Raw genomic sequence first — 24,602 nt, 5'->3', positions numbered from 1 at the left:
TGACACATGAAGCCGGAATGTCACACCCGTATCGGTGGCCGTGTCTCCGACGACACTCTGCTCGACGCGGCGAAGGAATGCGTGCTCGCCGACGGTGTCCGGCGCACCACGCTCACCGGTATCGCCCAGGCCGCCGGCGTGTCGCGCATGACCGTCTACCGACGCTACCCCGACGTCGGCAGCATCCTCGCCGCGCTCATGACCCGGGAGTTCACCGCACTGCTGCAGGGTGTGGCCGGGGAGATTCCGGAGGACGGCACCGCGCGGGCACGCCTCGTCGAGCACGCCGTCGCCGGCGTCGGCAGACTCGGCACCGATCCGCTGCTGCGCACCGTGCTGGACCTGGACGCCGAGCTGCTGCTGCCGTACGTCACCGAACGCCTCGGCGCGACACAGCGCCTCGCCGAGGAGGGCCTGCGCACGTTCGTCACCGAGGGCCACGCCGACGGCTCCGTGCGGCCCGGCGACGCGGCCGCACAGTCCCGCGCCCTGTTGCTGCTACTGCAGTCGTTCGTGCTCTCCCGCCGCCCTGCGACCGCGGGTGACGGCGGCGTGGCGCCGGCTGCCCTGCTCACCGAACTCGCCCACCTCCTCGAAGGAGCCCTCAAACCATGATCACCGCCTCACTGACAGCCCGCCGCCGCGCGCGGGAACTCGACGAACTCGCCTCCGGCCGGCAGGTGGACGTCCTCGTCGTCGGCGGCGGCGTGACCGGGGCGGGCTGCGCCCTCGACGCGGCGTCCCGCGGCCTGTCGGTCGCGCTCGTGGAGGCCGACGACCTGGCGTTCGGCACCTCACGCTGGTCGAGCAAGCTCGTGCACGGCGGGTTGCGCTACCTGGCCCACGGCGAGTTCGGTCTCGCCCACGAGAGCGCGGTCGAACGCGGCGTGCTGATGACCCGCACCGCGCCGCACCTGACCCGGCCGATGGCACAGGTGTTCCCCGACTACGGCGCGACGACCGGACATCTGCTCACCCGAGCCGGGCTGCACGCGGGCGACGCGCTGCGCAGGGCCGCCCGCACGCCGTCGTCCCTCCTGCCCCGGCCACGGGCCGTGCCGTCGGCCGAGACGCTCGCTCTCGCGCCGGGCCTCCGGAGCGCCGGCCTGCGGGGCGGCCTGCTGTCGTTCGACGGAGCACTCACCGACGACGCGCGCCTCGTCGTGGCGATCGCCCGCACGGCGGCCGCGCACGGCGCGCGCGTACTCACCCGGATCTCCGCCACGGAACTACACGCCGACCGCGCGGTCGCACGCGACCGGCTCACCGGATCCACTGTGGAACTGCGGGCGAAACAGGTCGTCAACGCCACCGGTGTCTGGGCCGGTTCACTGGCACCCTCGGTGCGACTGCGGCCGTCGCGCGGCACTCACCTGGTGCTCGATGCCGAGCGGACCGGCCTGGGCGAGGCGTCTGTGATGGTGCCGGTGCCCGGAGAACTGAATCGCTTCGTACTCCTGCTCCCCCAGCCCGACGGGCGCGTGTACCTGGGCCTGACCGACGAGCCGCTCGACAGTGGACCCGAGGACGTCCCGACGGTTCCGCAGTCCGATGTGGACTTCCTGCTCGGGGTCGCGTCGTCGGTGCTGGCACGGAACCTCACGCGCGACGACGTACTGGGGGCGTTCGCGGGCCTGCGGCCGCTGCTGGAGGCGGGCGGCGCGACAGCGGATCTGTCCCGGAACCACGCCGTGCTCACCGACCCCGACACGGGCGTGCTGACCGTGGTCGGCGGCAAGTTGACGACGTACCGCAGGATGGCCGAGGACGCCGTCGACGCGGCCGTGCGCGCGGCGGGCCTGTCCGTCGGCCGGTCGAGGACGAGCAGGCTGCCGCTGTTCGGTGCGGCGAGCCGGCAACAGCTGTCCGCTGTGGACGCACCGCCACGACTGGTCGCCAAGTACGGCACCGAAGCGCCGCGCGTGGCCGCCCTCGGCGAGGTCGACCCGGAGCTCGGCGAACCGATTCTCGCGGGCACCGACGTGACCGGCGCCGAGGTCGTGTGGGCCGCGCGGCACGAGGGCGCGCTCGACGCCGACGACGTGCTGCACCGGCGAACCCGCCTCGGCCTCGTGCCCGCCGAGGCCGAGGCAGCCCGCCCCCGCGTCGCCGACCTGGTCGCCCGCACCACCGAGGGCCTCCGCACCCTCGCCTGACCGTGCCCCGAGTGCCCCCGCGGGGCCCGTGGGGGCGGTGCGCCCCCACCTCGGACACGACGAAGGCCGCCGTCCAGGTTCACCGGCGGCGGCCCTCGTGTGCGATCCGCGAGTCAGCGCTGTCGTACTCAGCGCTCGGAGAGCGGCTTGTAGTCGCGCTCCTTCGCACCCGTGTAGATCTGCCGCGGACGGCCGATCTTCGTCTCCGGGTCCTCGATCATCTCGCGCCAGTGCGCGATCCATCCCGGCAGCCGGCCCAGGGCGAACAGCACCGTGAAGAACTGCGTCGGGAAGCCCATGGCCCGGTAGATCAGGCCCGTGTAGAAGTCGACGTTCGGGTAGAGCTTGCGCTCGACGAAGTAGTCGTCCGAGAGCGCACGCTCCTCGAGCCGCTTGGCGATGTCGAGCAGCTCGTCGTTGCCGCCGATCTTCGACAGGATCTCGTCGGCCGTCTTCTTGATGATCTTCGCGCGCGGGTCGTAATTCTTGTAGACCCGGTGCCCGAAGCCCATCAGGCGGACGCCGGGCTCCTTGTTCTTGACCCGCTCGACGAACCTGTCGACGTTGCCGCCGTCGGCCTTGATGCCCTCGAGCATGTCGAGCACGGCACTGTTCGCGCCGCCGTGGAGCGGGCCGAACAGGGCCATGACACCGGCCGAGATGCTGGCGAACAGGTTGGCCTCGGACGAGCCCACGAGACGCACGGTCGACGTGGAGCAGTTCTGCTCGTGGTCGGCGTGCAGGATGAACAGCTGGTCGAGGGCCTTCGCCATCACCGGGTCGATCTCGTACGGCTCGGCGGGCAGGCCGAACGTCATGCGGAGGAAGTTCTCCACGAGACCCAGCGAGTTGTCCGGGTACAGGAACGGCTGGCCGATCGACTTCTTGTAGGCGTAGGCCGCGATCGTGGGGACCTTCGCCAGCAGCCGGACGGTCGACAGGTCGACGTTGGACTTGTCGAACGGGTCGAGCGCGTCCTGGTAGAAGGTCGACAGAGCCGAGACGGCGCTCGAGAGCACCGGCATCGGGTGCGCGTCCCGCGGGAAACCGTCGAAGAAGCGCTTCAGGTCCTCGTGCAGCAGCGTGTGCCGGTTGATCTTCGAGGTGAAGTCCTCCAGCTGCTGCTTGTTCGGCAGTTCGCCGTGAATCAGCAGGTAGGACACCTCGACGAACGTCGAGCGTTCGGCCAGCTGTTCAATGGGATAACCCCGATAGCGCAGGATCCCCGCGTCACCGTCGATATAGGTGATGGCGGAAGACGCGGCCCCGGTGTTGACGAAACCCGGGTCGTAGGTGATGTAGCCGGTCTGGGCCAGCAGCTTCCCGAGCTGGATGCCGGGGGCGCCGTCAACAGGGCGGACAACGTTGAAGTCGTGCTCGCCATCGGGCAAGCGGAGCACGGCCTTCTCGCCCTCGGACTGCGCCGCAGTCGCGTCGGACATGCACATGCCTCTCACGGTCACACGGGCCGGCCGGTGGCGACCGCATGTTCTGCTGGTCACCGCGTGTACGCGACAGGCCCTTCAGCCTCGTCGCACCGCCCCGCTGGGGTACGAATGCTCCCTTACGCTAGTCCAGATAAGGGCCTTTTCGCAGCCGTGGCGTTACCCACAGCGACCCGTTGCGACAAGGTTCACACGCTGGTGTTTTGGCCCTCGGTTAACTCGTCCGAGGTAGGCGGTTCGGCGCCGTGGCGGGACACCGTCACGCCGGCCGCCCGCGAGGCGTACGCAAGCGCTTGCGTCCATGCGTCCGGCGTCATCGCGGCGAGATTCGTCACCCCTCGATCCGCCAGCCAGGCCAGCAGCGCCCCGTGCACTGTGTCGCCCGCGCCGATCGTGTCCGCGACCGGAACGTCGGCCGCCGGAACACGCGCGACCTCACCGTCGACCGTGAACACCGACAGGCCGTCGCCGCCGCGCGTCAACACGACGGCGTCGACCCCGGCATCGAGCCAAGTCTCCGCCGCCACGGCGGATTCGCCACCGGCGAGCCACTCGGCGTCGTCGTCGGACACCTTCAGCAGCCGCACGCTCGGCAACCACGACGCGAACCGCTGCCGGTACGCGTCGCCGTCACGGATCATGTCGGCGCGGATGTTCGGGTCCAGCGCGGTGAGTACGCCGCGGGCGGCCTCGCGGTGCAGGACCGCTTCGTACGCGCTCGCGCCCGGCTCCAGCACCATGCCGAGCGTGCCCAGCGACAGAATCCTGGTGCCCGCAGGCAGCAGGCCGGGGTCGGCGACGAGCCGGTCGGCCGTGCCCTCGGTGTAGAAGCTGTAGCGCGCCGCGCCCGACTCGTCCAGTGCGACGACGGCGAGCGTCGTCGGCTCCGGGCCGCGTTGGAGCAACGACGTGTCCACACCGGACGCGGCAAGCCTCGCGACGAGCGCGTCGCCGAAGCGATCCGTCGACAGGCGCGACAACAACGCCGTCGGCACACCCAGCCTGCCCGCAGCCAGCGCGACGTTGTACGGCCCGCCACCGAGCCTCGGAGCCAGCAGGTCCGGATCGGACTCCGCGGGCACCAGATCCACCAGCGCCTCGCCGCCGGACACGATCATCGGCGCACTCCTTTCGTCGCCACGACTTCCCGTGGCCGTTGCCTGATCACCCGTGGCCGCCTGCCGCCGTTGCGGTGTCGCCGTCCCGCTCGGCCGCCCGAGCCCGCACGGCGGCACCCGTGGATCCGGCGGAGTCGCCGTCTCCGGGGTGCCGACCGTCACGCTGCAATCCTCCCAGCAGCAGATCGGACAGTGCGGCGAAGGCGTCGGCGTCCGAGTATCCGGTGCGTGCACGGACGGTGCCGCTCTGGATCTGCTCGATCAGCAGCTCCGCGAACTCGGCGACCAGCGGGCCGTGGACGTCGCGGAACAGGCCGTCGGCCGTGCCCTCGGCGATGAACGCGCGGATGCGTTCCGCGGCCGCGTGCGAGTTGAACTCGTAGGTGGCGCGCGTGGGTTCGAACGTGTCGACGTCGGCGATGAACGCCTCCGACGCGCGCCCCAGCTCGTCGGCGACACCCGCCAGGTACTCCTGGATCCTCGCCCGCGCGTCCGGGGCCCCGGCCACGCGCGCCTCGATGCGCTCGGCGGCCCCGCGGAAGAAGTGGGTGACGACCGTGACGGCGAGCTGCTCCTTGCTGGAGGCGAGGGCATACAGCGTCGACTTCGAACAGCGGAGGCGTCCCGCCAGGTCGTCGAGTGTGTAACCGAGGAACCCGTCGGCGAGGAACAGCTCCTCCACCTCCGCGAGCAACGCCTGCTGTCGGGCAGTGGCCGGGCGAGTTCGCCGCCGGGTCTGGTTCTGAGGCATACGTCGAGCTTAGAATGGTACTGAGAACGCCACCCCAGTACTGTTCTCAGTACTAAATTTTTGCCCCAAGGGCGCCTTCGGGGCGAACACAGCCAGCCGAGGAGCCACCCATGCCCGCCGAACGCCTCCTTCCCGACGCCGAGTCCGCCGACCTGGTCGCGCTCGCCCGCGAGATCGCCCGGGACGAACTGGCGCCCGTCGCCGCCGAGTACGAGGAGGCCGAGCGCTTCCCCAGGGAGCAGTTCCGCCTGCTCGGCAAATCCGGCCTGCTCGGACTGCCGTACTCCGAACACTGGGGCGGCGGCGACGTGCCGTACGAGACCTACTTGCAGGCGCTCGAGGAGATCGCGAGCGCGTGGATGTCCGTCGGCGTCGGACTGTCGGTGCACACGATGTCCTGCTTCTCGCTGGCGCACTACGGCACCGACGAGCAACGTGACGAGTGGCTGCCCGCGATGCTGGGCGGCGAGCTGCTCGGCGCCTACGCGCTGTCCGAGACCCACGCCGGGTCCGACGCCGCGGCACTGTCCACCCGCGCCCGCCGCGACGGGGAGGACTACGTCGTCAACGGCACCAAGGCGTGGATCACCGCCGGCGGCCAGGCCGATTTCTACACGACGATGGTCCGGACCTCCGACGACGGCGCCAAAGGCATCAGCTGTCTGCTCGTCGACGCGTCGACGCCCGGGCTCGAAGCGGCCGCACCCGAACGCAAGATGGGCCTGACCGGGTCGACGACGGCGCAGATGATCTTCTCCGACGCGCGCGTGCCCACGACACGGCTGATCGGCGGCGAAGGCGCGGGGCTGAAGATCGCGCTCGACTCCCTCGCGTCCGGCCGGCTCGGCATCGCAGCGTGCTCGGTCGGCCTGGCACAGGCGGCGCTCGACGAGGCCGTCGAATACTCCAAGGCGCGGCAGCAGTTCGGCAAGCCCATCATCGAGAACCAGGGGCTGGAGTTCCTGCTCGCCGACATGGCGGCCGCCGTCGAGACGTCCCGCGCCATGTACCTCGACGCGGCCCGGCGCCGTGACCGCGGGATGCCGTTCCAGCGGCAGGCGTCGGTGGCCAAGCTCGTCGCGACGGATTCGGCGATGAAGGTGACGACCGACGCCGTGCAGGTCCTGGGCGGGGCGGGCTACACCCGGGACTTCCCCGTCGAGCGGTACATGCGCGAGGCCAAGGTGCCGCAGATTTTCGAGGGCACGAACCAGATCCAGCGCATGGTCATCGCCCGCCACCTGAAGGAGGCGTAACCCCCGCGTGCCCGGCAACGCCGTGTTGCAGGTTCCGGGACCCGTGTTGCGGATTCCGGGGCCCGCGTTGCAGGTTCCGGGGCCCGTGTTGCAGGTTCCGGGGCCCGTGTTGCAGGTTCCGGGGCCCGTGTTGCAGGTTCACGGGAGCGTGTCCTGGACTCAGGCCTTCGAGCAAGACCGGAAAAGCGGCCATGCCCATGCCGCACCGCCGTGCCCCTGCGGGACCCGCCGTCCCCGAAGGACGCCCCTCGAGCCAGCGGAACGCGATGTGGCCACGCGCCCGTGTTCTCGACCCGAATCGACAACACGGCCCCCGGAAACCGCAACACGGGCCCCGGAGGACGCAACACGACGGCACGAAGGCAGGACACGCGGGAGCTGCAGCCGGCGCGTGCGTCGGCGTTATTCGCGATAGCGGCGGTCGGCGACCACGCCTTCGCCCGTGGACCCGTCGAACTCGTACACGTCGCGACCGCGGACGAACACGCGCCGCGCGCGGTTCATGACGTCGAGCGGATCGCCGGACCACACGGCCACGTCGGCGTCCATGCCGGGCTTGAGCGCACCGATGCGATCGCCGAGGCCGAGCATCTCCGCCGGGTGCACCGTGAGCGCGCGCAACGCCGTCTCGCGGTCCAGGCCGTCCTTCACCGCCAATGCCGCCTGGTAGACGAGAAAGTGGATCGGCACCACGGGGTGGTCGGTCGTGATCGCCAGCTTCACACCCGCGCGGGCCATGATCCCGGCGGCGCGCATCGACCGGTTCCGCAGTTCGACCTTGGCCCTCGACGTGAACAGCGGCCCGAGAATCACCGGGACCTCGTGTTCGGCGAGGAAGTCGGCGATCAGGTGGCCTTCGGTGCCGTGGTTGACCACGAGCTTGTAGCCGAACTCCTCGGCCAGCCGCACGGCCGTGACGATGTCGTCGGCGCGGTGGGTGTGCTGGTCCCAGTACAGGTCGCCGTCGAGCACCGCGGCCAGCGTCTCCATGGTCAGGTCGACGTCGAACGGCTTGCCCTCGGCGGCCGCATGGTCGCGCTGGGCGACGTAGTTGCGCGCCTTGGTGAACGCCTCGCGCAGGGTGGCAGCGACCCCGAGCCTGGTCGACGGCGTCCTGTCCTTCTCGCCGTACACGCGCTTCGGGTTCTCGCCGAGCGCGCTCTTGACGCTGACGTCCTCGGCGAACGTCATGTCGAGGACGGTGCGGCCCCACGTCTTCACTCCGACGGTGCGCCCACCGATCGGGTTGCCGGAGCCGGGCTTGATGACCACGCTCGTGACACCGCCCGACAGCGCGTCGTCGAACCCGGGTTCGTACGGGTCGATCCCGTCGAGGGCGCGGAAGCGGGCACCGTTCGGGTCGGTCATCTCGTTGGTGTCGTCGCCGGACCAGCCTTCGCCGTCCTCGTGCACACCGAGGTGGGCGTGCGCGTCGATGAACCCGGGCAGCACCCACTGGCCCGCGGCGTCGACGACCTGGGCGTCGACGGGCACGTCGACGTCGGTTCCCACGGCGACGATCGTGCCGCCGTCCATCAACACCGTGCCGCCGTCGATCGGGTCACCGTCGACGGGGACCACGTATCCGTTCGTGATTGCGGTAGTCATAGTTCGTTAGGCTAACGAATCTGTGGTCTGGATGCCCCACGAACCGCGCCACGTCTCTCCCGGTGCGACCGTGATGAGATCCGTGCCCGAGTTGAGCGCGTCCGCGGGACACGTCATCGGCTCGATCGCGATCGCCCGCCCGCGCCCGGGGAAGTCCGGCGGCGTGAAGACCTGCGCCCAGCGGAAGTCCGGTTCGGACCAGATGTCCAGCACACCGTCGTGGTGACTCAACCACACGTGGTGCAGCCCGTCCTCGCCGCGTTCCAGCCCGGTGAACGCCGTGTCGAGGTCCAGTCCACCGACGATGCGGCCGCCTCGCAGGTCGTAGGCGGTGCCCTCGACGTCCTGTTCCTCGGCGAACGGCGGGTTCACGGAGTCGTCGAACGGCCGCACGCGCGTGGCGGAGAGCGTCAGGGTGAGCTCGTCGGTGGGCACCTCGCCGATACGGAAGTACGGGTGTGTCCCCACGCCGAAACCGACCGGTTTGTCACCCTCGTTGCTCACGGTGTGGGTGACGGTCAGCCCGCGCGGTGCGAGGTCGTAGACGACGCCGGTGCGCAGCGGAACCGGCCAGCCCTTCGCAGCGCCGATGTCGCAGCCGAACGTGATCGACGACTCGGCGTGCTCGACCAGTTCCCACTCCTGATGCCGCACCAGGCCGTGGATGGCGTTGCCGCGAGCGGGCTCGGTGACCTCGAGTTCCTGCTCCACGCCGTCGAACGTCCACCGCGCACCGGCGGTGCGGTTCGGCCACGGCACGAGCACCTGGCCCGCGCCCTTCGGCGGCTGCTCATCCTCGGCGAACGTCTCGACGTACGGCACCCCGCCGATCGTCAGCGATCGCAGTCCCGCACCGATCTCGGTGATGACGGCGCGCGCGTTGCCGCGCAGGAGTTCGAACTGTTCCCCGGTCGGATTGGCCATGAGCGCCACCGTAGTCGGGTACGGCCGGCTACCGTCATGACGCTGCCCTCGATACCGGGGTCTGCCCGGAGAGCGGCGGCTCGATGACCTCAGCCGAGCTCCGGCCGACCGGTCACCAGCAATTCGAGCACCCGCGGTAGTTCCCTCTTCAATGCCCTCGCCGGCTCGCCCGCTCCGGCGAACTCGCCCAGTAGAGCTCGCTGAAAAAGGCCGTCGAGTACCGAGTAGGCCGTTGCTCGAGAGATTGCCGGCTCACGGTTCCGCAGCTCTGCGTACCGCGCGATTACGCGCCAGATCATCTCCTCCCGGCGCTCGTCGATCTCGAGCACGTCCTTGCGGAAAGACTCGTCGAACAGGCTTTGGTTCCGCAGGTCGTACCAGAGGCGATGCAGCGGAGCGTCGTCCCGCAGCGTCGCTACAAACATGTCGGTGAATTCCCGGCACAACTGCTCCGCGGTGACGGCTTGTGCCACAACGTCGTCGTAGCGCGTCACACACAGCGCCTCGTACTGCCGGACAGCCTCGGTGAGCAGGTCACGCTTGTCCGCGAAGTAGTAGTGCAGAACGCCGTGCGAGAACTCCGACTTCTGCGCGATCTCCCGCAGAGTCGTGCGGGCATATCCCAACTCGGCGAGCGTGTGAAGCGTTGCGATGGCGAGTTCGGTCCGCCGCGCGTCGAACTTGTCGACCTGACGGCGGGCGATCCGATCCTGCTTCGTCTCGGCGACCTCGGTCACGACTCCTCCGCCAGCTGTTCGGGTTCCGACACCCACGGTACCGACAGCGCAGTCTAGTGCTCTCCCACTGGAACTACTTTGACATCTGTCCAATAAAATCTTGACGACCGTCCAATAGTTGCTACTGTGACTTGCGACGCATCTCAATGAGGAGGTTTGCATGACGAGTCACAGCCTGGCTGGGCGGAAAGCGCTGGTCACGGGCGGCGCGAGGGGACTGGGAGCCGGAATGGCTGCGGCGTTGACACGGGCGGGCGCGGCCGTCGCCGTCGCCGACGTGCTGGCGGACTCGGCCAAGGAGACAGTCCAGTCGCTGCGCGATGAGGGTGCTACGGCCGAGTTCGTCGAGCTCGACGTGACCGACGACGCCGCGTGGACCGAGGCGATACCGAACATCGTCAACACACTCGGCGGGCTGGATCTGGTCGTGAACAACGCGGGCCTCGAGGTCACGAGCCTGCTCGTCGACATCGAGGCCGCCGAGCTACGGCGGATGCTCGATGTGAACGTGCTCGGAACGGCCCTGGGGGTGAAACACGCCTTTCGCGCGATGCGCCCGGGCGGCACGGCGGGCTCCGGTGGCGCGGTGGTCAACATCTCCTCGGTCGCGGCGACGATCGCATTCCCAGGCATCGCGGGATACTCGGCGACGAAATCCGCCATCGACCGCCTCACCAGAGTCGCGGCCGCGGAATCGGGCAAGCTCGGCTACGGCGTCAGGGTCAACTGCGTCTACCCGGGGCTGACGCCTACTGCCATGGGCAATCAACTCGCCATGGACTGCGCGGAGATCGGGTTGTTCGGCTCGGCCGACGAAGCCGTTCGGGCCGTCATCGAACAGACCCCGAGCGGCCGCCTCGGGCAGGTCGACGACATGGCCGACGCCGTCGTGTTCCTCGCCTCCGACGACGCCAAGTTCATCACCGGCGCGGGACTGCCGGTCGACGGCGGCATGGGCATGTGACCGTTCTTCTTCGTACGAAAGGAAACAATTCGTGGCTACCGACAAGCCCGTAGTAGTCTACGGCGCCTCCGGCTACACCGGACGGCTCATCTGCGAGTACCTGCGTGAGTACGGCATCCCGTTCCTCGCGGCCGGTCGAGACTTCAAACGCGTGAACGAGGCGGTCTCGGCGGTTCCCGGGATCGACACGGTCGAGCACGAAGTGATCGAAGTCGAGCACAGCACAGAAGCACTGACCGAGGCATTCCGCGGCGCAAAGGTCGTACTGAACACTGTCGGGCCGTTCGCTCGGTGGGGACACGAGGTCGTGCAGGCCTGCCTGCGAATTGGTGCGCACTACACCGACACCAACGGCGAGCAGAACTGGATGATCGACGCCGAGGAGCGCTACGGGACGGAGTTCGCGGCCCAGCAGCTGGTGCTCACACCGGGACTCGCGCAGATGTACACCATCGGCGAGATCGCGGCGAACCTCTGTCTGGAGAACCCTGGTCTGGACACCCTGGATATCGAGGTGTTCTGGAAGGGCTATCCGACGGTTGCCTCGACGAACACCATCCTCACCAACGCCGCGTTCGCCAAGGCCTACTACCTCGAACAGAACGAGTACGTGGAATGGCCCGCCGACGCCGGCGTCTACGAAGTGGTCGTGCCCGGGCGCCACGAGCTCTGCCTTGCGCTGCCGTGGGGCGGGACCTCACACCCGCTGTGGTTCAAGAACGATCCCCGGGTGGCCAATGCGCGTGCGCTCGGTGGCGTCTTCGACAGGGCCCTGATGCAGGGTGTGCCCCAGATCGTCACGGGCGCGCTGGAACTCATGGAAGGCAAGTCGACCGAGGAGAAGTACCAGATCATCGACGATCAGTCGGCAGCCGTGCGTAGCGAGATGCCACCGCGCGAGAACCCGCGGATCAACACTTCACTGGATTCAGTGCATGCCTCGGGGCCGTTGGGGCGGGCACACTGTGTCATTCACGGCAACTGCAATTACAAGCAGACAGCGTTACTGAACGCACACGCAACCTCCCACCTGCTTCAGGATCGGCCGAGGCGGACGGGATTCGCCTCGAGCTGCCAGGCGTTCGGGCACCGCGAGCTGCTCGGCACTCTCCGTGCGTTCGGACTCGTGCTCGAGCCCATTCTCGAAGTCCATCGGTGATCTCCCGCGCCGGCCGCCGGTTTCGGCGGTCGGCGCGGGCTTCAGCTCTCGTAGGAGGTGAGCAGTGCGACTGGTCGACTATTTGGACAAAGGTGCCTCTCTCGGAGGGGAATCGCCCTGCCTGACGATGAAGGGCGAAACACTCACATATTCCGAAGTGGTGGACCGGTCGCGACGGATCGCCGGTGCGTTACAGCACTCAGGGATCCGTCGTGGCGACCGGGTAGCTGTGCTTTCGGCGAACGACCCGACGGCGCTGACGTGTGTCTTCGCTATCTCGCGCGCCGGCGCGGTGTGGTGTCCGGTCAACCCCCGCAACGAGGCCGGGGAGAATCGGCAACTGCTCGACCTGTTCGGCTGCCGCTGCTTGTTCTTTCAGGAACGATTCGCGCCGTTGGTAGCCAGAATCCGCGAGGACCTGCCCGAGCTGACGACTCTGGTGTGTCTCGACGGAGAGGTTGAGGGCGCGGTCACCTTCGCCCAGTGGCTGGCGCTCGGCGACCGTGAACCTGAGGAGGTACATCCCTCAGGGGATCAGTTGTGCATGCTCGCCGGGACGGGCGGAACCACGGGGCGACCGAAGGGCGTGAGGCTGACCGAGGAGAACATGGCGACAGCGACCGCGTCGACGCTCATGTGCTACCCGTTCGGCGACCGGCCGCGCTATCTCGCCCTCGCGCCACTCACACATTCCGCGGGAGTGCTCACGTTCCCGATCCTCTGTCGCGGAGGTGAGATCGTGATCATGCCCGAGCCTGATCTCGGCGAGTTCCTACGCTTGATCGAACGGCACGAAATCACGCATGCGTTCCTGCCTCCGACCGTCGTCTACGGCTTGCTCGATCATCCGGACCTCGACTCGACGGAACTGAGCTCACTGCGCTGCCTCTGGTACGGCGCCGCGCCGATGTCGGTGACGCGTTTGCAGGAGGCGCTGGTCCGGATCGGCCCGGTGATGGGTCAGCTGTTCGGCCAGACCGAGGCACCGAACATGATCTCCACCATGGCACCCGCCGACCATTTCCGCGCCGACGGCTCGGTGGCGACCGAACGGCTCGGCTCGGCCGGCCGGCCGTCCCCGCTGGTCCAGGTCGCCGTGATGGACAAGACGGGCACGCTCCTTCCCCGAGGCCGACACGGAGAGATCGTCGTACGTGGCCCGCTGGTGATGGCCGGCTACCACGAAGATCCGGCGGCCACGGAGAAGGTGAGCGAGCACTGTTGGCATCACACGGGCGACATCGGCTACCTAGACCAGGACAACTTTCTCTTCATCGTCGACCGCGCCAAAGACATGATCATCACCGGCGGCTTCAACGTCTACGCGATCGAGGTCGAGCAGGCACTGACGGAGCACGCCGCCGTGCAGGACTGTGCCGTGCTGGGACTCCCCGATGAGAAATGGGGCGAACGAGTCACGGCGGTCGTTCAGCTGCGCCCTTCGCGGCGGGCGACGAGCGACGAACTGACCGCGTTCGTGAAGGACCGACTGGGTGGCGTGAAGGCTCCGAAACACGTGGAGATCTGGTCGGACCTGCCACGCTCGAAGATCGGCAAGGTACTCAAGCACGAGATCAGGAACGCCATGACCACGCGAACCGAGCCATGACGGCCAGCTCGCGGCCGAGCCGCACTGCCCGCCCGGCCTGTCGTGGTTCGAACGCGCCCTGCAAGCCGACCGCGCGGCGCGGGTCACCAACCAGCGCCGACTCGGCGAGGGTGCCCGTTCCGGTCAGGTGACGGTGTTCTCGTGCACGATCGGGTGGAGCTGGCGAGCCTCCGCCGAGGTTGCCTACCGCGACGAGCCGGTGTGCCGCCTCTGCTGGAGCGTGCGCATCGCGAAGTGGTTGACGGCCCACAGCACGAGGCCGACCGCCAGCAGGACCGCGGCGACCACGTAGTCCCGCGGCGGACGGCCGGACAGCGGACTCGCCAGGTACAGGCAGAACACGGCCGCCAGTACCGGGACGACCGTCGGCGCGCGGAAATGCTTGTGCGGCACCGGATCCCGCCGCAGCACCAGCACGGCCACGTTGACGACGGCGAACACCACTAGCAACAGCAAGGCCGTCGTGCCACCGAGCACGTCGATGTCCACAGCGGACACCAGCGCGATCGCGAGGGCGCTCGTGAACACGATCGCCACCCACGGGCTGCGGCGTGCGGGGTGCACCGCGCCGAACACCTTCGGGATGATCCGTTCGTTCGCCATGCCGTACACGAGCCTGCTGGCCATGAGCATGTTGATCAGCGCCGAATTGACGACGGCGAACAGGCCGATCGCCGAGAAGATCTCGCGCGGCATTCCCGGCGCGCCGATGTCGATCACCTTCAGCAGCGCGCCGCTCTCGGCCGCCTCGAGCCCTTCGGCGGGCACCAGCAGCGACGACGTCACGGACACGAGGATGTAGATCGTCGCGGCGATGACCATGCCCCACAGCATCGCCTTCGGGAACACCCGCGCCGGATCCTTCGTCTCCTCGGCCATGTTCACCGAGTCCTCGAAGCCGACCATGGAGAAGAACGCGAGCGAGGTCGCGGACGTGATCGCCACGAGCATGGTCTGGTCCTGCGTGTTGAACTCGGTGAGCCTGCTCGCGTCGCCGTTGCCGCCCAGCACGGCCCAGACGCCCACGCCGATGATGATCAGCAGCCCGGCGATCTCGATGCACGTGAGCACGACGTTCGTGGTGACCGATTCGCGCACGCCGCGGAAGTTGATCAGAGCGAGGACCACGACGAACGCGATGGCCATCAGCGGCATCGGCAGGTCGACGAACTCGGCCAGGTACGTGTCGCCGAAGGCCACGGCCGCCGAGGACGCCGACGTGATGCCCGAGCACATCACCGCGAACGCCACGAGGAACGTCAGCATCCGGACGTTGAACGCCTTGTGCGTGTACAGCGCCGCGCCCGCCGCCCGCGGATACTTGCCCACGAGCTCCAGGTACGAGAACGCCGTCATGAAGGCGACGGTGAACGCCAACAGGAACGGCAGCCACAGCGCGCCGCCGACCCGTCCGGCGACCTGCCCCGTGAGGGCGTAGATGCCGGTGCCGACGATGTCGCCGACCACGAAGAAAAGCAGCAGTTTCGACCCGAGGACCCGTTTCAGCGGGGGCTGCCCGGTCGGCGAGGACTCGTCCGTCACGCCCGCGTTCGACATGCGGGAAAGTGTGCCGCACGCCCACCGACCCCCACGCGGCAGGTCTCGGTTCGGTTACGAATCGTCCGATACGTTCCCGCTGGTCACAGGCGCGCGATAACGCCAGAACGCCGGGATCAACAGTACCGCGACGAGCAGGCCGACGAGGACGAGCAGGCCGCCGCCCGTCGCCGCCGCCCCGGTGCCCACCCCGGCGGCGGCCCAGCCGTGCGTCAGGTCGGCCACGCGCGGCCCGCCGGCGACGACGACCGTGAACACACCCTGTGTCCGGCCGCGCATCTCGTCGGTCGCCGCGGTCTGCAGGATCGCCATGCGGAAGATCGCACTCGCCATGTCGGCCGCACCCGCGACCACGAGGAACAGGATCGACAGCCACAACGCCTGCGACAGGCCGAATCCGGCGATGGCGAGGCCCCACACGGCGATCGCCACCACGACCACCACACCGTGCCTGCTCACCCGGCTCGCCCAGCCGGACATGAGCGACAACAGCATCGCGCCGAGCGGGATCGCCGCATACAGCCAGCCCAGCGCGAGACCGCCGCCCGCGGGGTCGCCGAACGTGCGCTCCGCCATCTCCGGGAACAGGGCCCGCGGCATGCCGGCGACCATCGCGACGATGTCGACGACGAACGAGGCGAGCAGGATCTTCTGCGCCCCCAGGTAGCGGAAACCGTCGCTGATGTCCCGCAGCCCGGCGCGGCGCACCCGTCCGTCCTGCGGCGGCAGCGCCGGCAGTCGCCACACCGCCCACACGACGACGAGCAACGCCACCGAGTCGACGAGGTACAGGACGGACAACCCGACGATCGGCAGCAGCGCCCCCGCGGCGAGCGGACCGAACACGGCACCGAACGTGGTCATCGTGCCGGTGAGCGCCGACGCGGACGGCAGCAGCTCCGTCGGCACGAGACGTGCCACGACGGCGTTGCGGGTGGGCATGTTGACGGCGAAGAACGCCTGGTTGACGGCGAGCAGGCTGAGCACGACCCACACGGAGCCGACGTCGAAGTAGGCCTGCGCCCACAGCAGGCACGCCGTCACGGCGATGCCCGTGTTGGTGACGACCAGGAGTTTGCGGCGGTCGACGGTGTCGGCAATCGCGCCGCCCCAGATACCGAAGATCAGCAGCGGGACGAGGCCGAACACGCCGGTCAGGCCGACGTAGGCCGACGACCCGGTGATGTCGAAGACCTGCTTCGGCACGGCGACCGCCGTCAGCTGACTGCCGATGGCCGTCACCAGCGACGAGATCCACAGCCTGCGGAACGCCGGGATCTTCAGCGGACGCCTGTCGATGACGATCGAACCGAGGCGCTTCCTTGCCGCCGGAGGTTTGTCGTCGGTCCGATCACTCACAACTCGTTAGCGTACGACAACTAACTGGTTGTGGCCGATGGTGCCGCTCACGTCGAGACGGATGCTCCCTCCGCCACGGCACGAGCCTCCGAGCGGGTGCGGCGGACTGCTCAGGCGTCGCCGGTCGCGGAATCGGTACCCGCATCAGCCGCCGAGGCCGTGACTGCACGGGCGGCACGGTTGGCGAAGGAGACGGCGTAGCCGCAGTAACCGAGCTGGACGAGCTGGCAGACTCCGGGCGCGATGATCCCGAGCAGGATCGGCAGGTCGGTGGCGAGCAACACCACCAGCCCGAGCACGCCGAATCCCGCCCCGAGGTAGCCGACCTGCAACGCCTTCCTCGCTGCGGGCAGTGCCGCCTCGTGTCCCGCGCGCCAGGCCTCGAGCGATTCCCGCGTCGCACGGGTGCGGATGCCCACGCTTCCGTTGTTGGGCAGTTCACCACTCGCAGCCGCGTCGGTCGATTTGTAGATCGCCACGCCGCAACCCAGCACGCTCAGGATCAGCACGACGACCGCGGGCAGCGCCTCCATCAGTGATCACCCTCCCGGTCGAACGCCCTCGGCACCGTAACCGCCGACTCCGGGCGGCCGAATCGCCTCAGGGGCGCCGGAGCGTCAGGGGGCGACGCGCTGGACGCGCCAGTCGTCGTCGGTGCGCACGAAGCGCAGACGGTCGTGGAGGCGGTCCTTGCGGCCCTGCCAGAACTCGGCGCTCACCGGGCGTACCCGCCAGCCACCCCAGTGCGGCGGCACGGGGATCTCCTCGACGTCGGCGAACCGCCGCTCCACCGCCGTGAGGTGGTTGTCCAGCGACTCCCTGCTCTCGACCCGCGTCGACTGGGGAGAGGCCCACGCCCCGAGCTGCGACCCACGCGGCCTGCCGCGCCAGTACTCCGCCGTCTCCTCGGCGCTGACCTTCTCCACCTCGCCGCGCACGGTCACCTGCCGCTGCAGCGGGTACCAGGGGAAGGTGACCGACGCGAAGCGCGTCGACGTCAGGTCGTGGCTCTTGGCCGAGGTGTAGTTCGTGTAGAACACGATGCCGCGCTCGTCCAGACCCTTGCACAGCACCGTCCGCGACGACGGCATCCCGTCGGCGTCGGCGGTCGCGAGGACCATCGCGTTCGGTTCCGGCAGTCCCGCGTCGACGGCGACGTCCAGCCACCGCTGCAGCTGTTCGTGCCAGGTCGGCGCGAGCGAGTCCTCGTCGAGCGTCTCCGCCTCGTACGAGACCCGCATGTCCGGCAACCGCACCGCCGCACCACCGATGTCGTCCAGCTCCGCCATGCCAACCTCCCGCGATCGCAGACCGTGTCCTTCGAAGGTGCCCCGAACGTGGGCGAACCGCACCGTGAGAAGTGACGTTAGAGCCTGGAGCCACCCGCGCGAAACCGTCCGACCGGTGACCACCGCCACGGCCACACGATCACGCGAGCAGCTGCGGGCTCCCGCGTGCCGCCGGTCACCCGGCGTGTGTGGCGCCTGCTGGACGATCGGATCGGGCACCGTGACGCACTCGGCTGCATCCGGGAGTCGACCTGGACCTGGACGTGGACCTGGACCGAGTCGAGCCTCCGGGCATTCCACCCTGATCGGGCGCCGCAGGGTGCCGCCTGCGGCGCGGGCCGTATCCACCGGCCTCGGCGGATGGCAAGGTGCGCGGTGTCCCCCTACCGAGATGTTGGAGCCGGCATGGATGTCCTCGCGCCGATCCTGTTCGTCGTCGTGCTCGCCGCCATCGTCGCGGTGGTCGTCGCCCTGATGCTGCGCAACCGGAAGCGTGACGACTCGTACCGCCACGACTCCGGCCCCGAACTGGCCGAACTGGCCCGGCAGCGCGGCTGGACCTACCAGGCGGAGGAAACCGGCTACGCCGACAGGTTCACCGGCTTTCCGTTCTCGCAGACGGCCCGCAACAGGATCTCCCGAGACCTGCTCCACGGTGTGGCCTCGGGCCGCGAGTTCACGTGCCTGGCGTACACGCCCACGCCGCTGACGGTCGGCGAGCGAAAGACGTATTCGCGCTACTACCGCGTGTTCGTGGTGCGGCTCGCACGCGAGGTTCCGACCCTGCAGGTGACACCCACGAAGAAGGACGTCCGGCCGCGCGGTGACGAGGACTTCGCCGCGACCGTGCTGAACCCGACGCTGCGCGCGGCCGTCCACGCCCAGGGGCTGCCCGTGCGGTTCGAGGGCGACGTGCTGCTGACGTGGTACGAGCAGAAGGGCCCGTTCGGACAGTCCGATGTGGATGCCGGACTGGCGTACCTGACCGAGGTGGCCGGTCTGCTTCCCGCCGACCTCGGCAGGCCCACGGTCCCCTGACCCGCACCGGCACCGGGTGTGCGCGGGGTCAGGCCGGGCGGATGTTGGACACGAAGGTCTGGAAGTCGGGCAGCACGGTGTCGAACTGCGATTCCTTACAGGTGAGCATGACCTCGACGACGACCTGCTTCTCCGGGTCCGAGACGTCCCGCAGCAGCAGATAGACCTGGAACTGGATCAGCTTCAACGGCTGGTTCTCGACCGTCGTGGTGAGGTCGACCAGCTGCATCAGTCCGGGCGCCTCGTCCGAACCGAGCCCCTGCCGCTGCCGCAGTTCCGCCGCACCCGCGGTCGCGCTCGCCAGCCGCTCGAGCGATTCCTCGGCCGTCTCCTCCAACACGTTGTCACCGGTGCGCATGCTCCCGGAGACGGTGATGTTGGCCGTGAAACCGTCGGCCGACGGCAGGTGCAGCGCGACGAACGCCGCACCCGGTGCGTCCACCTCGTCCGGCGGCGCCGACGTCCACCCTTCCGGGAGCTCGAGCTCCAGCGGCACCGGAAGTTGCGTGGCCATTCGTTCTCCTTCCCACGCAGCGCGCGGCCGCGGGTTTCGGCGTACGGGCTAGTCGAACGGGTTGAGCGCGCCACCAATGTCGCGGGCCTTGCCGCCAACGCCGCCTGCGAAGTCTCCGATGGCGTCGCCGGCCTGCCCGACGGTGTCGGTGACCTTGCCCGGGTCGATGGTGATTTCGCCGCCCAGCTTGCCACCCACGCCGAGCGCGGCACCAACCTCGCCGCCGACGACGAACTTGCCGTCGTCCATGCCGACCTGCACGTCGGCCTCGGCGCCGATCCCGGCCCACGCCTCGCCCTTCACACCGGCGCCGACACCGCCGACGTCGGCGTGGACCTCGCCTTCGGCCCGGGCGCCGGCGAACGCGTTGGCGCCCGCCTTCAGCCCGTCGGCGCCCACCTCGACGGTGCCCTGCGCCTCCGCGCCGGCGAACGCCTTACCGGAACCGCCGACCTCGGCGACGCCGTAGTTGACCTGCCCCTTGGCCTCCGCGGTCGCACCGACCGAGGCCTTGGCCGTGCCCTTCAGCCCGTCGCGCGTGAAGCCGACGCCCGCGCTCGCGTCCGCACCGAGTTTCGCGCTCGCCGACCCCGACGCGGTGCCGCCACCCGCGAGCTCGGTCGCCCCGGCCGCCTGCGCCTTCCACAGGTCGTAGGACGCCGTCGACTGCGCGACGGTCACGTCGACGTTCGGACCGCGCCGTTCCGGCGTGTCGAACTGGTGGCCGTACTGGTTGTACCGGTCGAAGCGGTCGTTCCAGCGCCCGCCGTCCTCACGCGCCTGGTCCATGAGCGTCTTCGACGCCATGGAGTCGGTGTTGACGTTGCCCTTGATCTGCGGCGACTTCGAGGCGAAGTCCGCGGGGCCGGTCAGCCAGCCCGGAGCGTCCGGCGAGTGCCCGCCCTTCTCCTTGACGGCCTTCGCGTTCTCGTCGCCCGCGGTCCTGAGCTGTTCCCTGGCACGCTCCAGCATCTCCCTGGCCGCCTGCCGTTTGGCCTCGCCGGGGTCGTCGAACGTGGCGGTGGCACCGGGCGCGTTGGGCGAGACACCGTGCTCGTCCATGTAGCCCTGCTGCGCGGTCGAGGTGGCCTGCACGCCCTCCTTGTACTTGGCGATCGCCTGTTCCGCCTCGGACTGGGCCCGCGAGATGCTCCGCGCGTGGTTCTCCAGCGCCTGCGCGGCCGCGTTCAGCGCGTCCTCGCCCTTCTGCCACTTCGGCTTCTCGCCGGAGAAGGTGTCCCAGAACCGGCTGCTCGCCGCGCCGTACCAGTTGTCGATCCGCACGTTGCCCAGGTCGGAGGCCACGTCGGAGAACTTCTTCGCCTGCTCCCGCAGCGTGGTCGCGGCACCGTTGACGGTCTCCGCGTTGCCGGGGATGAGTTCCTTCGGGTCCTCGGTCGACCCCAGTTCAGCCATGTCAGCCCGCTCCGGTCACATCGGCGGTACCTGCGGCCCGGGGCCGGGTACCGATCGCATCGTGTTCTGCTCGTCGGCCTGTTCGTAGCCGCTCGCGGCGCCGTCGAGTGACTGTCCGGCTCCGCGTCCGCTCTCCTGCAGCAGGCCGACCGCGAGCTGCCAGGTCGTGCAGAACTCGGTGAGGGCCGTCGCGACGCCGCCGTGACCGAAGGCCTCCTTGTTGCCGACGAGGCCCTCGAGTTTCAGGTCGTCCGCCTTACCCACCGCGGTGTCGATCGAGCGTGCCGCGCTCCGCAGCTCCTCCGGGTCGACGTCGTACCCGCTCATGGATCACTCCTACAGGGCAATGTCTCGGACACGGATGCACGTATCGTAATCATGAGCCCGCGGACTCGGGGCCAACTTCGGCAGATTGCCGTCGGACGTCGACAGCTTGTCCGATATTTCTGGTTCGAAGAGGAACGTCGCTACGCCGTCCGCATCGCGTCACCGTGCGTCACACGGGTGGCCGCCTGGCCGCCGTCCGCAGCAGTCCCGGGGTGAACCTCGACAGCACGTTCGTGACCTTCGCCTCCGCGGTCGGCGCCACCACCGGCCGGTCCCGTTCCACCGCGCGGAGAATCTCGGCCGCCACCTTCTCCGGCGCGAAGTTCCGGCGCGCGAACAGCCGGTCCGAACGCGTCCTGCGGCCCTCCTGTTCGGCCTCGTCGACCCCGGCGAACCGGGTCGTGGCGGCGATCGACGTCCGCACGATCCCGGGACACACCGCACTCGCCCCGACACCGTGAGCGGCCAGCTCCGCGCGCAGACACTCGGTCAGCTGCAGCACCGCGGCCTTCGTCGTCGAGTACGCGGGCAGCACGGCGTTCGGCAACCACGCCGCCATCGACGCGACGTTCACGACGTGGCCGCCCTCGCCCCGCTCCGCGAGCCGCCTGCCGAACAGCCTGCTGCCGTGGATCACGCCCCACAGGTTGACGTCGACGACGTGCGTCCAGTCGGCCACCGACGTGTCCAGCACCGACCCCGCGACGCCCACGCCCGCGTTGTTCACCACGACGTCCGGCACGCCGACCTCGGCCACCACCGACGTGGCGAACTCGGCCATCGCCTCCGCGTCCGAGACGTCGACGGAGCGGGGGAACGCCTCGCCACCGCGGGACCGCACCTCGTCGGCCACCTCCGCGGGCGGCGCGATGTCGGCGAGTACGACGTCGGCGCCCTCGTCGGCGAACGCCAGCGCCGTCGCCCTGCCGATGCCGCTCGCCGCGCCCGTCACCAGGACGAGGTGACCCGCGAACCTGCCGGCGGGCCGGGGGCGGACCCGGCTGCGGCGCAGCGACCGGGCCTCGGCGCCGCCCTCGACGTGGTCGATCAGTTCGGCCGCAGCGCGTGCGATCCGCCGCGGTTCGGCGCGCGCGACCCAGTGGCCGCCCGAGATCCGGCGCACGCGCAGGTCGTCGACCCAGCGTTCGATGCCCGACTGCAGCGGAGCCGTCACGTAGGCGTCCCCGGTCGGCGCCACGACCTGCACGGGCACGTCGGCCCGGCGCTCGCCCGGTCCGCCGAGTCTGCGCAGCATGTTCGCGCGGTACAGGTTCAGCCCGTGGACGGCGTCGGCCTTCACGGGTGCGGGTTCGTCGGGATCGGTGCGGCGCAACACGCGTGCCAGCACACCGCTGCGGATCGCCAGTTCGGGCACGACCGGGAGCTGGAAGAAGCCGATGTAGGCCGAGTGCACGGCCTGCCGGACGAGATCGCGCCAGGCCGACGGCCTGCGGAGATTGTCGCGGAACCAGTGCCCCGCGTGGTCCAGACAGGGTCCGGAGATCGACGTGAACGAGGCGACCCGGCCGCGCAACCACTCACCGGTGACGGCGTGCCACGTCTGGATCGCGCCCCAGTCGTGGGCGAGCAGGTGGACGGGACCGTCCGGGCTCACGGCGTCGACGACGGCGGCCAGGTCGGCGGCGAGCCGGTCGAGAAGATAGGCGTCCCGGCTGCGCGGACGAGTCGACGCACCCGCGCCGCGGACGTCGTAGGTGACGACGCGGAACCGGCCCGCCAGCTCGGCGGCGACGCCGTCCCACAGCGAGGCGTTGTCCGGATAGCCGTGCACACACACCACCGTCGGCACCGGTACGTCGATCCGGCCGTCGGCGGCCTTCGCGTCCCCCGACGGCTCGAACATCCGCACCGCCAGCTCGACCCCGTCGTCAACCCGCACCCGCTGCGTCGCCATGCCCGGCACCCTAGCCCGTGCCGGCACCCCGGCCGATGCGGTTCGTGACGTAGGCACACCACCGGGGCCGCAGCTGTCTACGATCTCGGCCATGCTGCCTACGACCGAGCTCGTGCTGAACCGCCGTGTCGCGACCGAACAGGCCGAGGGCCGTGCGCCGTCCCTGGCGGCCGCGGTCGTGCGCGACGGCGAGATCACGTGGTGGGGATCGCGCGGCACGGTCGACGGTGCCCGTCCGGAGCGGACGACCCAGTACCGCATCGGCTCCATCACGAAGTCGATCGTCGCCGCGGCGGTGCTGCGCCTGCGCGACGAAGGTCTGCTCGATCTGGGCGACCCGCTGGACAAGCACGTGCCGGGCACGACCTTCGGCAGCTCGACGATCGCTCAGCTGCTGTCGCACACGAGCGGGCTGACGTCGGAGTCGCCGGGCGCGTGGTGGGAACGCAGTCCCGGCGGCGGCTGGACCGACCTGTCGGCGAGGCTGACGGCCGACGCGACGAAGCACCGCCCCGGCCGCCGGTTCCACTACTCCAACGTCGGTTACGGCGTCCTGGGCCGGCTCGTCACCGCCGTCCGCGGGACGGACTGGCTCGACGTGGTGCGCGCCGAGATCCTCGAACCGCTCGGCATGCGTCACACCACGCCCCTGCCCGGCGAGCACGGCCTCGTCGCCGCCACGGGCTACGCCGTCCACCCGTTCGCCGACGTCCTGCTGCCCGAACCGGCTCACAACGCGGGCGCGATGGCTCCCGCCGGTCAGCTGTGGTCGACGCTCGACGACCTGGTGCGGTGGACGGCGTTCACCGGCGGCCGCACCGGCGACGTACTCGACCCGGGAACCGTCGCCGAGATGCGCGAGGCGGCCACGGTCGACGACTCCGGCGGCCCGTGGACGGCGGGCTACGGCCTGGGTTTCCAGCTCATCCAGGCCGGCGGCAAGCGCCTGTGCGGGCACACCGGGTCGATGCCGGGGTTCCTCGCCTGCACACTGATCGACCCGGCGACGCAGACGGGCGCGGTCACGTTCGCCAATACGACGTCGGGCGTCGGCATCGCGGGCCTGACCGCCGATCTGATCTCCATCGCCGACGACCACGAACCCCCGCTGCCCGCCGAGTGGACGCCGTCGCCGGTCGAGCCGCGGCTGCTGGAACTCACCGGCCTGTGGCACTGGGGCCCGAAGCCGTATCACCTGTACGCGCTGCCGGACGGCTGGTTGAACCTCACGCCCGCCGACGGCGCGGGGCGGGCCTCCCGCTTCCGTCCGATCGGCGACGACCGGTGGCTCGGACTTGACGGCTACTACGCCGGAGAAACCCTCACCGTGGGAAGAGTGAGCGATGGCACACCGGCGTACCTCGACCTTGCGACCTTTGTTTTCACCCGCACTCCCTACGATCCGAAGGCCCCGGTACCCGGCGGAGTGGACCCCGAGGGTTGGCGAGCGTGAAACACTG

Annotated in this window: 21 protein-coding genes and 1 pseudogene; 8 read left to right on the top strand and 14 right to left on the bottom strand. The window is 69.6% G+C overall.

Going from position 1 to position 24,602, the window contains the following annotated elements:
- The first annotated feature begins 6 nt into the window (after positions 1-6).
- Positions 7-615, top strand: a complete 609-nt coding sequence (locus tag FHS23_RS06910) for a TetR/AcrR family transcriptional regulator (RefSeq protein WP_183649497.1) — start codon at positions 7-9, stop codon at positions 613-615.
- The gene (locus tag FHS23_RS06905) at positions 612-2,156 is read left to right on the top strand and encodes a glycerol-3-phosphate dehydrogenase/oxidase (RefSeq protein WP_183649496.1); all 1,545 of its coding nucleotides are present in this window, start codon (positions 612-614) and stop codon (positions 2,154-2,156) included. The genes FHS23_RS06910 and FHS23_RS06905 overlap by 4 nt, the downstream gene beginning before the upstream one ends.
- Before the next feature lie 128 nt (positions 2,157-2,284).
- Here FHS23_RS06905 and FHS23_RS06900 read toward each other — a convergent pair whose 3' ends face one another.
- From FHS23_RS06900 to FHS23_RS06890, 3 genes and pseudogenes are all read right to left on the bottom strand, one after another.
- Positions 2,285-3,598, bottom strand: coding sequence for a citrate synthase (locus FHS23_RS06900; protein ID WP_183649492.1), 1,314 nt, complete (start codon positions 3,596-3,598; stop codon positions 2,285-2,287).
- A 191-nt stretch (positions 3,599-3,789) separates the two neighbouring features.
- Positions 3,790-4,719 (bottom strand): carbohydrate kinase family protein, encoded by a 930-nt coding sequence (locus FHS23_RS06895; RefSeq protein ID WP_183649474.1) that lies wholly within the window; start codon positions 4,717-4,719, stop codon positions 3,790-3,792.
- Positions 4,720-4,879: 160 nt separating this feature from the next.
- A pseudogene (locus tag FHS23_RS06890) lies at positions 4,880-5,470 on the bottom strand (TetR/AcrR family transcriptional regulator); the annotation flags it as partial.
- 110 nt (positions 5,471-5,580) lie between these two features.
- On the opposite strand from FHS23_RS06890, the gene FHS23_RS06885 reads away from it, so the two are divergent.
- Positions 5,581-6,726: an acyl-CoA dehydrogenase family protein gene (locus FHS23_RS06885; protein WP_183649468.1), complete on the top strand. Its 1,146-nt coding sequence runs from the start codon at positions 5,581-5,583 to the stop codon at positions 6,724-6,726.
- A gap of 402 nt (positions 6,727-7,128) precedes the next feature.
- On the opposite strand, the gene FHS23_RS06880 is transcribed toward FHS23_RS06885, so the two are convergent.
- The 3 genes from FHS23_RS06880 to FHS23_RS06870 all read right to left on the bottom strand — a co-directional run bounded on the left by FHS23_RS06880 (position 7,129) and on the right by FHS23_RS06870 (position 9,995).
- Positions 7,129-8,334, bottom strand: coding sequence for an amidohydrolase (locus FHS23_RS06880; protein ID WP_183649465.1), 1,206 nt, complete (start codon positions 8,332-8,334; stop codon positions 7,129-7,131).
- A 6-nt stretch (positions 8,335-8,340) separates the two neighbouring features.
- Positions 8,341-9,258 carry an aldose 1-epimerase family protein gene (locus tag FHS23_RS06875; protein WP_183649462.1) on the bottom strand — a complete coding sequence of 306 codons (918 nt, stop codon included), beginning with the start codon at positions 9,256-9,258 and terminating at the stop codon, positions 8,341-8,343.
- Positions 9,259-9,347: 89 nt separating this feature from the next.
- On the bottom strand, positions 9,348-9,995 hold the full coding sequence (locus FHS23_RS06870) for a TetR family transcriptional regulator (protein ID WP_183649459.1): 648 nt from the start codon (positions 9,993-9,995) through the stop codon (positions 9,348-9,350).
- Between the two features lie 160 nt (positions 9,996-10,155).
- Between FHS23_RS06870 and FHS23_RS06865 the strand changes: the two genes are divergently transcribed.
- From FHS23_RS06865 to FHS23_RS06855, 3 genes are all read left to right on the top strand, one after another.
- Entirely contained in the window at positions 10,156-10,959 is an 804-nt protein-coding gene (locus tag FHS23_RS06865; protein WP_183649454.1) for an SDR family NAD(P)-dependent oxidoreductase, read from the top strand.
- Between the two features lie 31 nt (positions 10,960-10,990).
- Positions 10,991-12,118 carry a DUF5938 domain-containing protein gene (locus FHS23_RS23695; protein WP_183649451.1) on the top strand — a complete coding sequence of 376 codons (1,128 nt, stop codon included), beginning with the start codon at positions 10,991-10,993 and terminating at the stop codon, positions 12,116-12,118.
- 64 nt (positions 12,119-12,182) lie between these two features.
- Positions 12,183-13,727, top strand: a complete 1,545-nt coding sequence (locus tag FHS23_RS06855; RefSeq protein WP_183649448.1) for an AMP-binding protein — start codon at positions 12,183-12,185, stop codon at positions 13,725-13,727.
- Positions 13,728-13,910: 183 nt separating this feature from the next.
- Here the strand turns inward: FHS23_RS06855 and FHS23_RS06850 are convergent, their stop codons facing one another.
- The 4 genes from FHS23_RS06850 to pdxH form a co-directional block, all read right to left on the bottom strand.
- Positions 13,911-15,284, bottom strand: coding sequence for an APC family permease (locus FHS23_RS06850; protein WP_183649445.1), 1,374 nt, complete (start codon positions 15,282-15,284; stop codon positions 13,911-13,913).
- Positions 15,285-15,338: 54 nt separating this feature from the next.
- A complete protein-coding gene (locus FHS23_RS06845) occupies positions 15,339-16,643 on the bottom strand; it encodes an MFS transporter (protein WP_183649442.1) in 1,305 nt (434 codons plus the stop codon).
- 110 nt (positions 16,644-16,753) lie between these two features.
- On the bottom strand, positions 16,754-17,176 hold the full coding sequence (locus tag FHS23_RS06840) for an SdpI family protein (protein ID WP_183649439.1): 423 nt from the start codon (positions 17,174-17,176) through the stop codon (positions 16,754-16,756).
- Between the two features lie 84 nt (positions 17,177-17,260).
- The gene (gene pdxH / locus FHS23_RS06835) at positions 17,261-17,932 is read right to left on the bottom strand and encodes a pyridoxamine 5'-phosphate oxidase (protein ID WP_183649436.1); all 672 of its coding nucleotides are present in this window, start codon (positions 17,930-17,932) and stop codon (positions 17,261-17,263) included.
- Positions 17,933-18,337: 405 nt separating this feature from the next.
- Between pdxH and FHS23_RS06830 the strand changes: the two genes are divergently transcribed.
- Positions 18,338-18,970 (top strand): hypothetical protein, encoded by a 633-nt coding sequence (locus tag FHS23_RS06830; protein WP_183649433.1) that lies wholly within the window; start codon positions 18,338-18,340, stop codon positions 18,968-18,970.
- Positions 18,971-18,998: 28 nt separating this feature from the next.
- Here FHS23_RS06830 and FHS23_RS06825 read toward each other — a convergent pair whose 3' ends face one another.
- The 4 genes from FHS23_RS06825 to FHS23_RS06810 all read right to left on the bottom strand — a co-directional run bounded on the left by FHS23_RS06825 (position 18,999) and on the right by FHS23_RS06810 (position 23,142).
- Positions 18,999-19,484, bottom strand: a complete 486-nt coding sequence (locus FHS23_RS06825) for a hypothetical protein (RefSeq protein WP_183649430.1) — start codon at positions 19,482-19,484, stop codon at positions 18,999-19,001.
- A 48-nt stretch (positions 19,485-19,532) separates the two neighbouring features.
- Positions 19,533-20,900, bottom strand: a complete 1,368-nt coding sequence (locus FHS23_RS06820) for a putative T7SS-secreted protein (protein ID WP_183649427.1) — start codon at positions 20,898-20,900, stop codon at positions 19,533-19,535.
- 15 nt (positions 20,901-20,915) lie between these two features.
- Positions 20,916-21,227, bottom strand: a complete 312-nt coding sequence (locus tag FHS23_RS06815; protein ID WP_183649424.1) for a WXG100 family type VII secretion target — start codon at positions 21,225-21,227, stop codon at positions 20,916-20,918.
- A gap of 169 nt (positions 21,228-21,396) precedes the next feature.
- Positions 21,397-23,142, bottom strand: coding sequence for an SDR family oxidoreductase (locus tag FHS23_RS06810; RefSeq protein ID WP_183649421.1), 1,746 nt, complete (start codon positions 23,140-23,142; stop codon positions 21,397-21,399).
- Positions 23,143-23,233: 91 nt separating this feature from the next.
- Between FHS23_RS06810 and FHS23_RS06805 the strand changes: the two genes are divergently transcribed.
- A complete protein-coding gene (locus FHS23_RS06805; RefSeq protein WP_183649418.1) occupies positions 23,234-24,595 on the top strand; it encodes a serine hydrolase domain-containing protein in 1,362 nt (453 codons plus the stop codon).
- The last annotated feature ends 7 nt before the right edge of the window (positions 24,596-24,602 follow it).

Source organism: Prauserella isguenensis (assembly GCF_014191605.1).
Classification (GTDB): domain Bacteria; phylum Actinomycetota; class Actinomycetes; order Mycobacteriales; family Pseudonocardiaceae; genus Prauserella; species Prauserella isguenensis.
This window is presented reverse-complemented; position numbering and strand designations above follow the sequence as displayed.